At 71.4% G+C, this 14,235-nt stretch carries 14 protein-coding genes and 1 riboswitch; of the genes, 8 read left to right on the top strand and 6 right to left on the bottom strand.

Going from position 1 to position 14,235, the window contains the following annotated elements; translation table 11 throughout:
- Positions 1–2: 2 nt before the first annotated feature.
- The 3 genes from I6J71_RS50520 (at position 3) to I6J71_RS11120 (ending at position 1,675) form a co-directional block, all read left to right on the top strand.
- Entirely contained in the window at positions 3–404 is a 402-nt protein-coding gene (locus tag I6J71_RS50520) for a transposase (RefSeq protein ID WP_370542114.1), read from the top strand.
- Positions 352–906 (top strand): IS5 family transposase, encoded by a 555-nt coding sequence (locus tag I6J71_RS50515; RefSeq protein WP_370542113.1) that lies wholly within the window; start codon positions 352–354, stop codon positions 904–906. Before I6J71_RS50520 ends, I6J71_RS50515 begins: the two co-directional genes overlap by 53 nt.
- A gap of 322 nt (positions 907–1,228) precedes the next feature.
- Positions 1,229–1,675: a pyridoxamine 5'-phosphate oxidase family protein gene (locus I6J71_RS11120; RefSeq protein WP_204094642.1), complete on the top strand. Its 447-nt coding sequence runs from the start codon at positions 1,229–1,231 to the stop codon at positions 1,673–1,675.
- A gap of 34 nt (positions 1,676–1,709) precedes the next feature.
- Here I6J71_RS11120 and lepA read toward each other — a convergent pair whose 3' ends face one another.
- Complete coding sequence (gene lepA / locus I6J71_RS11115; protein WP_204094641.1) at positions 1,710–3,560, bottom strand: translation elongation factor 4; 1,851 nt, start codon at positions 3,558–3,560, stop codon at positions 1,710–1,712.
- Between the two features lie 116 nt (positions 3,561–3,676).
- On the opposite strand from lepA, the gene I6J71_RS11110 reads away from it, so the two are divergent.
- Positions 3,677–4,273 (top strand): class I SAM-dependent methyltransferase, encoded by a 597-nt coding sequence (locus I6J71_RS11110; protein ID WP_204094640.1) that lies wholly within the window; start codon positions 3,677–3,679, stop codon positions 4,271–4,273.
- 13 nt (positions 4,274–4,286) lie between these two features.
- Here the strand turns inward: I6J71_RS11110 and I6J71_RS11105 are convergent, their stop codons facing one another.
- Complete coding sequence (locus tag I6J71_RS11105; protein ID WP_204094639.1) at positions 4,287–4,661, bottom strand: VOC family protein; 375 nt, start codon at positions 4,659–4,661, stop codon at positions 4,287–4,289.
- A gap of 22 nt (positions 4,662–4,683) precedes the next feature.
- Complete coding sequence (locus tag I6J71_RS11100; RefSeq protein ID WP_204094638.1) at positions 4,684–5,547, bottom strand: DMT family transporter; 864 nt, start codon at positions 5,545–5,547, stop codon at positions 4,684–4,686.
- 358 nt (positions 5,548–5,905) lie between these two features.
- Here I6J71_RS11100 and rpsT point away from each other — a divergent pair, with 358 nt between their 5' ends.
- A complete protein-coding gene (gene rpsT / locus I6J71_RS11095; RefSeq protein ID WP_204094637.1) occupies positions 5,906–6,166 on the top strand; it encodes a 30S ribosomal protein S20 in 261 nt (86 codons plus the stop codon).
- Positions 6,167–7,398: 1,232 nt separating this feature from the next.
- Here rpsT and holA read toward each other — a convergent pair.
- Positions 7,399–8,370, bottom strand: coding sequence for a DNA polymerase III subunit delta (gene holA, locus I6J71_RS11090; protein ID WP_204094636.1), 972 nt, complete (start codon positions 8,368–8,370; stop codon positions 7,399–7,401).
- Between the two features lie 178 nt (positions 8,371–8,548).
- Positions 8,549–8,682, top strand: a riboswitch (SAM riboswitch).
- Between the two features lie 13 nt (positions 8,683–8,695).
- Here holA and thrC point away from each other — a divergent pair.
- Entirely contained in the window at positions 8,696–9,961 is a 1,266-nt protein-coding gene (gene thrC, locus I6J71_RS11085; protein ID WP_204094635.1) for a threonine synthase, read from the top strand.
- Between the two features lie 32 nt (positions 9,962–9,993).
- On the opposite strand, the gene I6J71_RS11080 is transcribed toward thrC, so the two are convergent.
- Together I6J71_RS11080 and I6J71_RS11075 are read right to left on the bottom strand one after the other, a co-directional pair.
- Complete coding sequence (locus I6J71_RS11080; protein ID WP_204094634.1) at positions 9,994–12,378, bottom strand: ComEC/Rec2 family competence protein; 2,385 nt, start codon at positions 12,376–12,378, stop codon at positions 9,994–9,996.
- Positions 12,375–13,118: a ComEA family DNA-binding protein gene (locus I6J71_RS11075; protein ID WP_204094633.1), complete on the bottom strand. Its 744-nt coding sequence runs from the start codon at positions 13,116–13,118 to the stop codon at positions 12,375–12,377. Before I6J71_RS11075 ends, I6J71_RS11080 begins: the two co-directional genes overlap by 4 nt.
- A gap of 177 nt (positions 13,119–13,295) precedes the next feature.
- Here I6J71_RS11075 and I6J71_RS11070 point away from each other — a divergent pair, with 177 nt between their 5' ends.
- Both I6J71_RS11070 and I6J71_RS11065 read left to right on the top strand, forming a co-directional pair.
- Positions 13,296–13,682: a nuclear transport factor 2 family protein gene (locus I6J71_RS11070; protein ID WP_204094632.1), complete on the top strand. Its 387-nt coding sequence runs from the start codon at positions 13,296–13,298 to the stop codon at positions 13,680–13,682.
- Positions 13,679–14,014: an SDR family NAD(P)-dependent oxidoreductase gene (locus I6J71_RS11065; RefSeq protein WP_204094631.1), complete on the top strand. Its 336-nt coding sequence runs from the start codon at positions 13,679–13,681 to the stop codon at positions 14,012–14,014. Before I6J71_RS11070 ends, I6J71_RS11065 begins: the two co-directional genes overlap by 4 nt.
- The last annotated feature ends 221 nt before the right edge of the window (positions 14,015–14,235 follow it).

Genomic DNA, 14,235 nt, shown 5'->3' with positions numbered 1-14,235 from the left:
GTGTGGGTGTGTCGCGGTTTCAGCTGTTGTCGGATGTTCAGTGGGCGTTGATCGAGGACTTGTTGCCGGTCCGTACCGGTAGGCGTGGTCGGCCGTTCTCGGATGCGCGGGCGATGGTCGAGGGGATCATCTATCGGTATCGGTGTGGGATCGCGTGGCGGGACGTGCCGGCGGTGTTCGGTCCGTGGCAGACGATCTGGACCTGGCACCGACGGCTGGCCGGCGATGGGACCTGGGACGTGGTGTTGCAGCGCCTGCTGACCGAAGCGGACGCGGCTGGGCTGGTGGATTGGGCGGTGTCGGTGGATTCCACGATCGCGCGGGCGCATCAGCACGCCACCAGCATCAGGCGTGTCACGGGGGGCTGGGTCGAATTACACGGATCTGCGCAGCGAGCCGCCTGATCATGCGATCGGCCGTTCCCGCGGTGGCTGGAGCACGAAGGTCCATCACCTCGTCGACGGGTGCGGCCGTCCGCTGGTGGCGCTGGTCGGTCCCGGTCAGGCCGGGGACGCTCCGATGTTCGCGCACCTGATGCGCCATCTGCGGATCCGCCGGGCCGGGCGCGGCCGGGCCCGCACCCGGCCCGACCGGCTCCGGGCGGACAAGGCGTATTCATCACGGGCGATCCGCCGGCATTTGCGTACCCGCGGCATCACCGCTGTCATTCCCGAGCCCGCTGACCAGGCCGGGCATCGGAAGCGCCGTGGCTCACGCGGTGGCCGTCCGCCGGTGTTCGATTCGGTCGACTACCGCGGTCGCAATGTGGTCGAACGTGGCTTCAACCTGCTCAAGCAATGGCGCGGCCTGGCCACGCGCTATGACAAGTTGGCCATCGTCTACCGCTCCGCCGTCGTCCTTCATGCCGTGATCACCTGGACCAAAACATTGTCGGACACGCTCTAGCCGCCCAGCGCTCTGCTCGGTGCCCCGCCGGGGATGCGGCCGAGCCGAGCGGCCTGGGCCTTCCCCCCGTTGGGGACCCACATTCCCAGTACCGTGCCGCCGGCCGCCGCCGCGCTCGGCAACCGGCACCGGGTGAACGCCCGTCCTCGGGACGATCGGGACTCTTCGGCCATCACGACGCCGTCCGGGTGCGCCAGCCACCGAAAATCGAGCACTCGGAGCCGGGCCCGGTCGTATGCGCAAGACCCGCCGGAGCGGAACTCGCGTGGACCGGCGACGCGGACGGCGAATACCCGTTCGGCTTCCGGCGTTACCTTGGGGCATGACCGCCGATCTGGATCACGTGCGCACGCTCTCGCTGCAGGAGAACGGCCTCGCGACGATTTCGACCACCCGCACCGACGGGACGGTGCACTCGTCCGTCGTCAACGCCGGAGTCATGGCAGACCCCGTCACCGGCGCTCCCGGCGTCGCCTTCGTGGCCGTGGGAGGGGCGCACAAGCTGAAGCTGCTGCGCCGCGCCGGCCACGCGACGATGACGTTCCGCCGCGGCTGGGATTGGGTTTCCGTGACCGGACCCACGCACCTGATCGGCCCGGACGACCCCGATCCTGCCTTCGACCAGGCCGGTCTGCCGACGCTGCTGCGCGACGTCTTCAAGGCCGCCACCGGCACGCACGACGACTGGGCCGAGTACGACCGCGTGATGGCCGCCGAGCGACGCGTGGCCGTGTTCATCTCGGCCGGGAAGATCATCGGCAACCACTGACCGCGACGGCGAGCCCGCCGCCGTGCGGGCTCGCCTACTTCTTGGCCTTGCCGTTGTCCTCAGTGGACAGAGCCGCGACGAACGCCTCTTGCGGCACTTCGACCCGGCCCACGGTCTTCATGCGCTTCTTGCCTTCCTTCTGCTTCTCGAGCAGCTTGCGCTTGCGGGAGATGTCACCGCCGTAGCACTTGGCGAGCACGTCCTTGCGCATCGCGCGGATCGTCTCGCGGGCGATGATCCGCGAGCCGACGGCCGCCTGGATCGGCACCTCGAACTGCTGGCGCGGGATCAGCTCGCGCAGCCGCGTGGCCATCCGGTTGCCGTAGCTGTAGGCGGCGTCCTTGTGCACGATCGCGGAGAACGCGTCGACGGTTTCGCCCTGCAGCAGGATGTCGACCTTCACCAGGTCGGCGACCTGATCACCCGCCTCCTCGTAGTCGAGGCTCGCATAGCCGCGCGTGCGCGACTTCAGCGTGTCGAAGAAGTCGAAGATGATCTCCGCGAGCGGGATGTTGTAACGCAGTTCCACGCGGTCCTCGGACAGGTAGTCCATGCCGAGCAGGCTGCCGCGCTTCGCCTGGCACAGCTCAATGATCGTGCCGACGAACTCCGACGGCGCGAGGATGCTGACCTTCGACACCGGCTCGTGGACCTCGGAGATCTTGAGCCCGCTCGGCCAGTCGGACGGGTTGGTGACCACGACCTCGCTGCGGTCCTCCAGCACCACGCGGTAGACCACGTTGGGCGCGGTGGAGATCAGGTCGAGACCGAATTCACGCTCGAGGCGGTCGCGTGTGATCTCCAGGTGCAGCAGGCCGAGGAACCCACAGCGGAAACCGAACCCGAGTGCCACCGACGTCTCGGGCTCATACGCGAGCGCGGCGTCGTTGAGCTGCAGCTTCTCGAGCGCCTCGCGCAGCTCCGGGTAGTCCGAGCCGTCAACCGGGTAGAGCCCGGAGAACACCATCGGCTTCGGCTCGCGGTAGCCGGCCAGGGGTTCGGTGGCGCCGTGGCGTTCGGACGTGACGGTGTCGCCGACCTTCGACTGGCGGACGTCCTTCACACCGGTGATCAGGTAGCCCACCTCGCCGACGCCGAGCCCCTTGCTGGGCTTCGGCTCGGGCGAGATGATGCCGACCTCCAGCAGCTCGTGCGTGGCGCCGGTGGACATCATGCGGATTTTCTCGCGCGGGGTGATCTTGCCGTCCACCACACGGATGTAGGTGACCACGCCGCGGTAGGTGTCGTAGACCGAGTCGAAGATCATCGCGCGGGCGGGGGCGTCCGCGTTGCCGACCGGGGCCGGGACCTGGCGCACGCACTCGTCCAGCAGCTCCGCCACACCCATACCGGTCTTGGCCGACACGCGCAGCACGTCGGACGGCTCACAGCCGATGATGTGCGCGATCTCGGCCGCGTACTTGTCCGGGTCGGCCGAGGGCAGGTCGATCTTGTTGAGCACCGGGATGATGTGCAGGTCGTTCTCGAGCGCCAGGTACAGGTTCGCGAGTGTCTGCGCCTCGATGCCCTGCGCGGCGTCGACCAGCAGGATCGCACCCTCGCACGCCTCGAGGGCCCGCGAGACCTCGTAGGTGAAGTCGACGTGGCCGGGGGTGTCGATGAGGTGGAGCACGTGGTCCTGGCCGTCGACCTGCCAGGGCAGCCGCACGTTCTGCGCCTTGATGGTGATGCCGCGCTCGCGCTCGATGTCCATGCGGTCGAGGTACTGAGCGCGCATCGCCCGTTCCTCGACGACGCCGGTCAGCTGCAGCATGCGGTCCGCCAGCGTCGACTTGCCGTGGTCGATGTGGGCGATGATGCAGAAGTTGCGGATCAACTCCGGCGGCGTGAAGGTGGTGTCGGCGAACGTCTTGGGCGCTGTCACTCGTGTGGTCCTCGGGAACGGTCGGGGATGGCCACCTCTATGGTCCCATGGACCTCCGGGTGCGGGTGGGGGTCATCCCCGATGCGTGCGCGGCGGGCTCGTGGTGACCTCGGAGTATGAGCACTTCGCACCCGCCCGGCGGCCCGTTCGACACCGCGCTCGACCGGGCGTTCGGGCACCCCCGCGGCCTGCTGGGGCGGGCGGGCGGCCGGCTGATGGCCCGCGGCAACGCCGCCACCGAACACCGTCTCGTGGACCTCGCGCGGCTGGAACCCGACGAAACCGTGCTGGTCGTGGGCCCCGGTCCGGGCGTCGGCCTCGACGCGGCGAGCCGGCTGGCCGGCTCGGTCGTCGGCGTCGAGCCGTCGGCCGAGATGCGCGCGCTGTGCCGCGAGCGCTGCGGCGACCGCGTCGAACTGCGCGACGCGCCGGTGTCGGCCACGGGGTCGGCCGACGAGTGCGTGGACGTGGTGCTGACCGTCAACAACGTCCAGCTCTGGGACGACCGGGCGGCGGGCTTCGCCGAGCTGTTCCGCGTGCTGCGTCCGGGCGGGCGGCTGCTGCTCTCGGCGCACGAGAGGTGGCTGCCCGTGACGAGGCACGAACTGGCCGCCGAAGCCGCCGGAGCGGGCTTCACCGATCTGCAGACGTGGACGTGGCAGCCGCCGGGATTCGCGCCGCTGGCCGCGCAGCTGCGGGCCCGGAAGCCCTGACCCGGACCCGGTGTCAGCGCGGGTCGCGTCGCAGCGGGTGCTCCGGTGGAACCTCCACCAGGACGATGCGCAGGCCGTCCGGGTCCGTGAGCCACGCCTCGTCGAGCCCCCACGGCTCGCGCTTGGCTCCGCGCACGGGCGTGACGCCCCGCGCGGCCAGTTCTTCGAGCGTCGCGGCCAGGTCGCGGACCTGCAGCCAGAGGTCGACGGCGGTCGACGGCGCGTCGTCGTCGCTGCCGACGACCTCGATCGACCCGCCACCCGCGAAGAAGACCGTGCCCCCGGGGAACTCGCGCTGGATCGCCAGCCCGAGGGTGTCCCGGTAGAACGCGGTGGAGACCTCCAGGTCGCGCGGGTGGATCAGCACCCGGCTGCTCAGTACGTCCATGCGTCCTGCCTACCCGAGTGGCTCAGGCCATCGCAATCGCGACGATCCCCGCGAGCACGAGCACCGACCCCGCCAGCCGGCGCGCCGCGTTGCGCTCGCCCAGCACGAACCACGCGGCCAGCCCGCCCAGCACGATCGACAGCTCCCGTGCCGGCGCGACCAGGCTCACCGGCGCCATCTGAAGCGCGTAGAGCACCAGCAGGTACGCCGCGGGCGACGCGATGCCGACGATCAGCACCTCCTTGCGGTGCTCGCGCCACAGCTTGCCGACCTCCGCGCGGTCGCGCACCGCCGCCGGGGCCAGCAGCACGCTCTGGCACAGCGCACCGGCGCCGAAGTACACGAGCGGCGGGACCGCGAGCGTCGTCACGGAGTGCGCGTCCCACAGCGTGTACGCGGCGATCGTCGCGCCGGTGAGCACGCCGTAGAACACGCCGGCCTGGCGCTTCTTCGCGCCGGCCCCGCTGCCGCCGGCGCTGATCACGAGCACGCCGGTGACAACCAGGAACGCGCCGAGCAGCCCCAGCACTCCGGGGCGCTCGTGCAGGAAGAGGACCGCCGCGAGCACCGACAGCAGCGGCCCGGTGCCGCGCGCGAGCGGGTAGACGACCGACAGGTCACCGACGGCGTACCCGCGTTGCAGGACCGTGCCGTACGCCACGTGCAGCACCGCCGTCACCACCGCGGCGACCAGCCAGGTCCACTGCGGACGTTGCGGCTCGACGAGCAGCGTCACGGCGACGACCGGCGCCAGTACGACGGCCGAAACGGTGTAGTACAGCCACACGAACCGCGGCCCGCCGAAGGTCACGCGTTTGGCGGCGAGGTTCCACAGCGCGTGCACGACCGCGGCGACGAGGACGAACGACAAAGCGGTGGTGTTCATCGGACCCGTTCGGGTCTTCCGCGCACGCGGAAGTACCGGGTCCTCCAGGCTTTTGTCCCGTCAGATGAACGGCGGGCGTCCGGCCGCACCGATGGTGCCGCTCGGACCAGGCCCGCCCGCCCTCGTTGTGGGTGGGCCCGCGCTCGTGGCGGGCCGCGGGCCGGCGTCGGAACCCTGGACACTACCTCCCCACCGTAACCGATGCGATCTTCCCGGGCCGCGCGAATGACCCCGGAGCAGGCCTGTTAGGCTTTCGGACCGTTGCCGTGCGGCATTCCGCCCAGGAGGAAACCGGCCCCGGCCGGCGCCACGCAGACGCGGCAACGCCCCTTCACCGAGAAGAAAGCAGGACGCCACCATGGCCAACATCAAGTCGCAGATCAAGCGCATCACCACGAACGAGAAGGCGCGGCAGCGCAACCTGGCGATCCGGTCCTCGGTGAAGACCGCGATCCGCAAGTTCCGCGAAGCCGCCGAGGCCGGTGACAAGGACAAGGCCCTCGAACTGCAGCGCGACGCCGCCCGCAAGCTCGACAAGGCCGTCACCAAGGGTGTCATCCACGCCAACCAGGCCGCCAACAAGAAGTCGGCGATCGCGAAGCGCGCGAACCAGCTCTGAGCTGACCGGCGAGGACGCGAGGGGCCCGGTGACCTGTTGGTCGCCGGGCCTTTTTCCTGCGCCGGTCAACGGGCGTGCCTGCCCTGGTGCGACGCCGATCGGGCAGGGGCGCGGCGCCCTGTTCGCGGTGACCGGCTACGCTTCCCGGGCGGTCCGGTGGCCGCTCGAATCGGGCCCGGAACAGTGCCGGCGCGCCCACCGGACCGTCGTGTACGCGTGTCCCGACGGTCCGCGCTGCCGACCGACCACCGGCTACTTGTCCCCTCATGCGGCGTTCGGTTCGCAAGCGTCCTCGGCTCGCGCGGACGAGCCCTGGCGCCGCCACAGCGGCCTCTGCCATCGCGGCTCGCAGCGGCCTGACTTACACCCAGCGTGCGGCCTCGCAGTGGTCTTCCAGGCACCCGCCAGCCGGCGCACTACGTGCCTCTTCTTGCGGCGTTCCGGTCCAAGCACCCTCGCCCGCGCGGGCGGGCCCCACCGCTGCCACAGCGGCCCCGCCATCGCGCCTCGCACCGGAGGGCCGAAAGCCCCAGCGGCGTACGACCTCGCAGTGTTCTTGAGGCACCCGCGAGCCGGCACACCACTTCCCTTGTCTTGCGGCGTTCGGTTCGCGAGCACGCTCCGCTCGCGCGGGGGAGGCCCGCCGCTGCCACAGCGGCTCTTGTCATCGCGGCTCGCAGATGGCGGCCAGAGGCCCCAGCGGCGCACGATCTCGCGGTGACGGCACGCCACTTGCCTCTTCTTGCGGCGTTGGGGTCCAAGCACCCTCGGCTCGCGCGGGCGGGTCCCGGAACTGCCACAGCGGCCGCTGCCATCGCGGCTCGCAGCGGCCCGACTCCCAGCCGGGTGCGACCTCGCGGTGGTCTTCCAGGCACCCGCCAGCCGGCGCACGACGTGCCTCTTCTTGCGGCGTTCCGGTCCAAGCACCTCGGCTCGCGCGGGCGGGCCCCGCGGCTGCCACAGCGGCCCTGCCATCGCAGCTGGCACGTGGCGGCCGAAAGCCCCAGCGGCGTACGACCTCGCAGTGGCCTTCCAGACACCGGCAAGCCAGCACACCACTTACCTCGTCTTGCGTCGTTCCGATCGCAAGCACCTGGACTCGCGCGGGCGAGCCCCGCCGCTGCCCAGCGGCCCCGGCCACCGCAGCTCGCGTGTGGCGACCGAAGGTGCCCACTCGCACCTCGCGGTGGTCGTCCGGCCGCTCGCGAGCCGGGACGCGCCTCAAGCGGCCGTCAGCGTTCACCCTTGGCGGTGACGACCTCGACGACCGCGCGTTCCAGTGCGTAGTCCGCGTCGGCCGCGACGCCCTTGACCTCGGCGTTCAGGCGGGCCACCACCTGCATCGCCGCGGTGAGGCCGTCCTGGCCCCAGCCGCGGGCCTGGCCCTGGGCCTTGCGGATCTTCCACGGCGGCATGCCCAGCTCACCGGCCATCTGATTCGGGTTGCCACGGCCGGCGGCGGAGACGCGGGCGATCGTGCGCACCGCGTCGGCGAGGGCGTCGGCGACGAGGACATGCGGGACGCCCAGCTGCATGGCCCAGCGCAGCGACTCCAGGGCCGCCGCGCGGTCACCCGCGACGGCCTTCTCGGCGACCGCGAAGCCGGTCACGTCGGCACGGCCGGTGTGGTAGCGGCGCACCGCCTGCTCATCGACCACACCCCCGGTGTCCGCGACGAGCTGCGTCGCCGCCGAGGACAGCTCGCGCAGGTCCGAGCCGACGGAGTCGAGGAGCGCCATGACGCCCCCCGGGTCGATCTTGCCGCCGGCGCGGCGCACCTCGTTGCGCACGAACGACTCGCGCTCGGCGGGCTTCGTGAGCTTCGGGCACTCGGTGATCTCGGCACCGGCCTTTTTCAGCGCCGCGGGCAAGGCCTTGGCCGCCTTGCTGCGGCCGCCACCGCTGTGCACGACCACGAGCACGACCCCGTCGGCGGGTGACGCGAGGTACGCCAGCACCGCGTCGGCCAGCTCCTGCGAAATGTCCTGCGCCGAGTCGAGCACGATCACCCGCCCCTCGCTGAACAGTGACGGACTCACCAGTTCGGCAAGCAGGGGAGCTGTGAGTTCGGACACCCGGTTGCGGGTCATCTCGGCCGTCGGGTCACTCGCCCGCGCGGCGTCCAGCGTGGCGCGGACAGCCCGCTCGATGAGCAGTTCTTCCTCGCCGAGGACGAGGTGCAGCGGCGCGGGTGCGGTGGTCACCCCGCCATCTTCTCACCCGTTCGCCGACGCGCCTGCTCCGGTGATGTGCGCCGCCACCGTGGCATCAGGTGATCGCCATGTCGTACGGTGTACCCGAGGCAGCGCACGGTCCGCGGAAAGCACGGTCCACAAAAGCCACGGTCCACAAAAGCACAGCGGCGCGCCGACAACAGAAGACCGCTCATCCAGAGGGGCAGAGGGAACGGCCCGAAGAAGCCCCGGCAACCGGCGTACAGCCTGTCTTCCCGAACTTGCGGGATAGCTGACGACCACGGTGCCAATTCCGGCCCGCTTCGGCGGGACAGATGAGGAAAGGAACCTCGCGATGACCGCAACCCTCGGAACGTCCTCCACCAAGAAGACCCTGGATCTCGGTCCTGCTGTCGAACTGGTGTCGAAGGAAGAGGGCCACCGGCAGCCGCTCGCCCCGGAGTTCGTGTCCGCCGAGGACTTCTCGCCGCTCGAGGTCGCGTACGACTTCGGCCGCGTGCGCCGCGAGGACATCGAGGCCGGCCCCAAGAACATCTGGCGCTACAAGAAGCTTCTTCCCGTCCCCTCGACCGTCGAACAGATCCCCAACACCGAACCCGGCGGCACCCGCCTGGTCAAGGCCGACCGGCTCGCCAAGGCCCTCGGCCTGAAGACCGTGTGGGTCAAGGACGACACCGGCAACCCCACGCACTCCTTCAAGGACCGCGTGGTCGCCGTCGCGCTGGCCGCGGCCCGCGAGTTCGGCTTCGAGGTGCTCGCCTGTCCCTCGACCGGCAACCTGGCCAACGCGACGGCCGCCGCCGCGGCCCGCGCCGGCTGGCGGTCGGTCGTGCTGATCCCCAAGTCGCTCGAGCGCGCCAAGATCCTCACCACCGCGGTGTACGACGGCGATCTGGTCGCCGTCGACGGCAACTACGACGACGTCAACCGCCTCGCCACCGAGCTGGCCGGGGAGCACCCGAAGTGGGCGTTCGTGAACGTGAACGTCCGCCCGTACTACTCCGAAGGTTCCAAGACACTCGGCTACGAGGTCGCCGAGCAGCTCGGCTGGCGTCTGCCGGAGCAGATCGTGGTCCCGATCGCCTCGGGCTCGCAGCTGACCAAGGTGGACAAGGGTTTCCGCGAGCTCGGCCAGCTCGGTCTCGTGGAAGCCAGCCCCTACAAGGTGTTCGGCGCGCAGGCCACCGGCTGCTCCCCCGTCTCGGCCGCTTTCCGCGCCGGCCACGACGTGGTCCAGCCTGTGAAGCCCGACACGATCGCCCGCTCGCTCGCCATCGGCAACCCCGCCGACGGCCCCTACGTGCTCGACGTGGTCAACCGCACCGGTGGCGCGATCGAAGACGTGAGCGACGAAGAGGTCGTGGAGGGCATCCGGTTGCTCGCGCGCACCGAGGGCATCTTCACCGAGACCGCCGGCGGCGTCACCGTCGCGACCGCGAAGAAGCTCGTGGAGACCGGCAAGCTCGACCCCGACGCCGAAACGGTCCTGCTCATCACCGGCGACGGCCTCAAGACGCTCGACGCCGTCGAAGGCCGCATCGGCCCCAAGGCGACGGTGCCGCCCTCGGCCGAAGCCGTCAGCAAGGCGCTGGGCTACTGAGCCGCTGACCACCGGGCCCGTGGGCCGCTCCGCTACCGGGGCGGCCCACGGGGCTCACCCCGGCGGGCCACGACCGGCCCGCCGTCACTCGGCAGCACGGCCGTGTCACCGTCCACATCGGTCCGCGTGACCAGTACGCCCAACGTTCCCAGCACGTCCACTGTGGACTTCGCCGGGTGCCCGTAGCCGTTGCCCGCGCCCACGCTGATCATCGCCGCCCGCGCCCCCACGGCCGCGAGGAACTGCGGCAGCGAATAGCGCGAGCCGTGGTGGGGCACTTTCAGCACGTCGGCGTGCAGATCCACCCCCTCGGCCAGCAGATCGGCCTGCGCGGCCAGCTCCACGTCTCCCGTCAGCAGCACCCTCCCCGCGGACGTGGTCGCCCGCAGCACCACGGAACTGTTGTTGATCGCCGTGCCGTCCTGCTCGGCGGCCGAGCGCGCGGTGACGTACCGCGGCCCGAGCACATCCAGCGACAGCCCCGGCCACTCGAGCTGCTGCCCTTCGCTCAGCTCCAGCAACGGCACGTGCCGCGTCCGCGCCTCCTCCGACACCTGCTGCCACGCCCACGCCGGCGCCCGCCCGGGCCCGACGGCGATCGCCCCCACCGCCCGGCCCTCGAACACCGACGACAGCCCGCCGATGTGGTCGGCGTGCAGGTGACTGAGCACCAGCAACGGCACCCGGTCGACGCCGAGCCGCCGCAGGCACTCATCCACCGGTCCCGGCTCCGGCCCGGTGTCGACGACCACCGCGCGGCCGGGCTCTGCGGTGGCCAGCACGACGGCGTCGCCTTGCCCGACGTCGCACTCGACCATCGCCCAGCCCCCAGGCGGCCAGCCGGGTTTGAGCACCCGCGCGGGAACCACGAGCAGCAGCACGACCACGAGCGCCACCGCCACGAGGATTCGCGCCCGCCGGAACCTGAGTGCGACCACGGCCAGCACGAGCAGTCCCGCCGCGCACAGCCCGCCCCACCACCCGCCGGGCCACGTCAGCACCGCGCCCGGCGCCCGGGCACCGTGCCGTGCGACGGTGATCAGCCAGCGGGCCTCAGGATCGGCCAGGTGCACCAGCACGTGCCCCGCGCCGGGCCACCAAGGCCCGACGACGGTCGCCAGCACGCCGAGCACGGTCACCGGCGCGACGACCGGCGCCGCGAGGACGTTCGTGACCACCGAGACCAGGCTGACCGTGCCCGCCATGCCCGCGATCACCGGTGCCGTGACCACGAACGCCGCGAGCGGCACCGCGATCCCCTCGGCGTACCCAGGCGGAACTCCCCTGCGCACCAGCGAATCCGCCCACCGCGGAGCCAGCAGCACGAGCCCCGCCGTCGCGAACACCGACAGCGCGAACCCGAAGTCCGCCGCCATCACCGGGTCCCACGCGACGAGCACGCACACCGAGAACGCCAGCGCCGGCAACGCCGACCCGCGGCGGCCCAGCCCCAGCGCGAGCAGCGCCACCCCGCCCATCACCCCGGCGCGCAGCACGCTCGGCGCCGGGCCGACCAGCACGAGGAAGCCACACAGGCACAGGCCGGCCGCCACTGCCGACACCCGGGGCCCGATCCGCAGCAGTCGGCACAGCAACAGCACGGCTCCGCAGATGATCGCCACGTTCCCACCGCTCACGGCCATCAGGTGGGTGAGCCCCGATTCCGTGAACTCCTGCTCGACCTGCTGCGGCAACGCACTCGTGTCGCCGAGGACCAGCCCGGGCAGCAGACCGGCCGGTTCCTCCGGGAGCACGGCGCACAGCTCGTGCAGGCCCGCTCGCAACGCGGCCGCCGCGCGCTGCCACCAAGGCGCCGCGGTCACGTCGACCGGTGGGCCCCGCAGGTAGGCGACCGCGGCCGTCAGCTCACCGCCCCGCGTGGGTGCGAGTCTCGCCAACGCGGTGACTTCCTGTCCCGGCAGCAAGCCGCCCCAGCCGGCCACCGGGGCGAGCAGCAGAACCCGCCCAGCGGAGTCCAGCGGGCGACCGTCCACAGTAGCCGCTTCAACACGGGTGTCGATGGCCACGGAACGCGTACCAGCTTGCTGGTCGGCGTACCCGGCGCTGTGGATCGGCCGCGGCCGTTCGGTGACCTCGACGCGCAGCGTGACCGTCATCCCGCGCGCGGCGGCCTGGGCGAGCACGTCCTGCTCCGCCGACCGGATGCGCCAGGCCGTCGGCAGCGCCACGACGAGACCAAGCACCAGCAACGCACCGGCCGCACCCACCCACCGGGTCCGCCGCCGCGCGAGCATCACGGCCGACAGCAACACCGCCACGGCGCCGGAAATCCCGGCCGCCCACCAGCCGAGTCGCAGTCCCGCGAGCGTCCCGCCCCACGCGACGAACGCCGCCGGGACGAGGCGGAAGTCGTGGTTCCGCCACGCCGGTACGAACTCCCGCTCCACGAGGCTCATCCGACCGTCACCTGCTCGCGCAACTTCTCGAACTTGCTCTCGCCGATCCCGTCGACGTCGCGCAGTTGCTCGACGCTCGAGAAGCCGCCGTGTTGCGTGCGCCAGTCGACGATGCGGCCGGCGGTGACCTCACCGACGCCAGGGAGGGTGTCGAGCTGTTCGGGCGTGGCCGCGTTGAGGTCGAGCTTGCCCGGTGCCGCGCCCGCGCCCGCAGGTGCAGACGGTGCGACGGTGATGCCGACGGCGAGCTGCTCCCCGTCGGTGAGTTTGCGGGCGAGGTTCAGACCGGACAGGTCCGTGCCCGGGTCCGCGCCGCCGGCGACACGGAGTGCGTCGGCCACGCGTGAGCCGGCCGCGACGGTGACGAGCCCCGGAGTGCGGACGTGGCCGATCACGCTGATCACGAGCTTCTCGGTGGACGGCGCCGCCGCCGCGGGCGGGTGGGCCTTCGCGCTCGGCAGCGCCGGCGCGACCTCCAGCCGCGGCGATCCGCTGAACACGGCGAACCCGGCCGCGATCAGCGCGACGACGACCACCAGGCCGGCCACGACGAGCAGCCGAGGACTCCGCAGCAGGCCGGGCAAGCCCGGGTGTGCGGGGTCGGTGCCACCCGGCAGCCAGCGCCGCACCAGGCGGCCGCCGGGCCCGACGGTGCGCGGGCCCGCCGACAGCTGGTCGGCCAGCCAGGCGAGCCTGGCGTTCACGGGAGGGCCCGGGTCACGGGCAGTCTGCTCGAACACACGTGCGACGCTAGGCGCTGATCAACACCGGCCGCGAGAGCGAATCGGGCCGCCTGTGGATAACCCACCCCTTGTGGACAACTGCCCGTCCGGAGCCCTCGATCGACGGTTCCGGTCGGGCCGCGGTGCCATGCTGGCCGCCATCACCGCGCCAGAGCGACCCGAGGGGGAACCACCATGAGCGACGAGTCCGACATCCGCACCGTGATCGAGAGCTGGGCCAGTGCCGTCCACACGGGAGATCTCGGCGGCGTGCTCGCCGATCACTCCGACGACATCGTCATGTTCGACGTCGCGCCACCGCACGAAGGCGTGCGCGGGATCGACGCGTACCGCGAGACGTGGCCGCCTTTCTTCGTGTGGCAGCGGGAGGGGGCGACGTTCACGATCCTCGAACTGGACGTGACGGCCGGCGACGACGTGGCCTTCGCCTGGGCGTTGCTTTGGTGCGGCACACCGAACGACCCGCCGGAGCAGCGGCTGCGGCTCACGATCGGCCTGCGCAAGGAGCGCGGCCGGTGGGTGGTGACGCACGAGCACCACTCGTTTGCGGTCGGATCGTGAGCATCTCCTCGATGGGCGGCAAGATCCACACCCCGATGGGCGCGTGGTACCACGGCACGAAGTTCGCGCTGGAGGGGTTGCCCGACGTGCTGCGGATGGAGGTGCCGCCCTTCGGGATCGACGTGGTCGTGGTCGTGCCCGGCGGGATCGCCGCAGAGTTGGGCGACACCGCGATGCGGCACCTCTTGGAGGTCTCGGGCGAAGGTCCGTACCAGGACGTGGCGGGGAAACTCGCGAAGGGAATGACCTCAGGCGTCAACGCTCGGCTGATGTCGCAGCCGGCGGTGATCGCGAAGACCGTCTCGAAGGCTGCCACCTCACGTCGGCCATGAACGCACTACGCCGCGGGTTTCGGCGCGAAGCCCCTGATCTTCCTGCGCCGGGTCCTGCCCGGCCGAGCCTTCGACGCCCTGATCCCGAGGGCCGTCGCGAGCTGATCCCGGAGAGCCGATGGAACCGTCCCGCCCGCCGCGCGCCGACGCGGTGCGCAACCGCACGAAGATCCTCGCCGCGGCGCGGGACCAGATCACCCGGCTCGGCCCCGATGTCCCGA

This window comes from Amycolatopsis sp. FDAARGOS 1241 (assembly GCF_016889705.1).
GTDB lineage: Bacteria > Actinomycetota > Actinomycetes > Mycobacteriales > Pseudonocardiaceae > Amycolatopsis.
The sequence above is the reverse complement of the archived record's forward strand: the minus strand, read 5'-3'. Positions and strand labels throughout refer to the sequence as shown.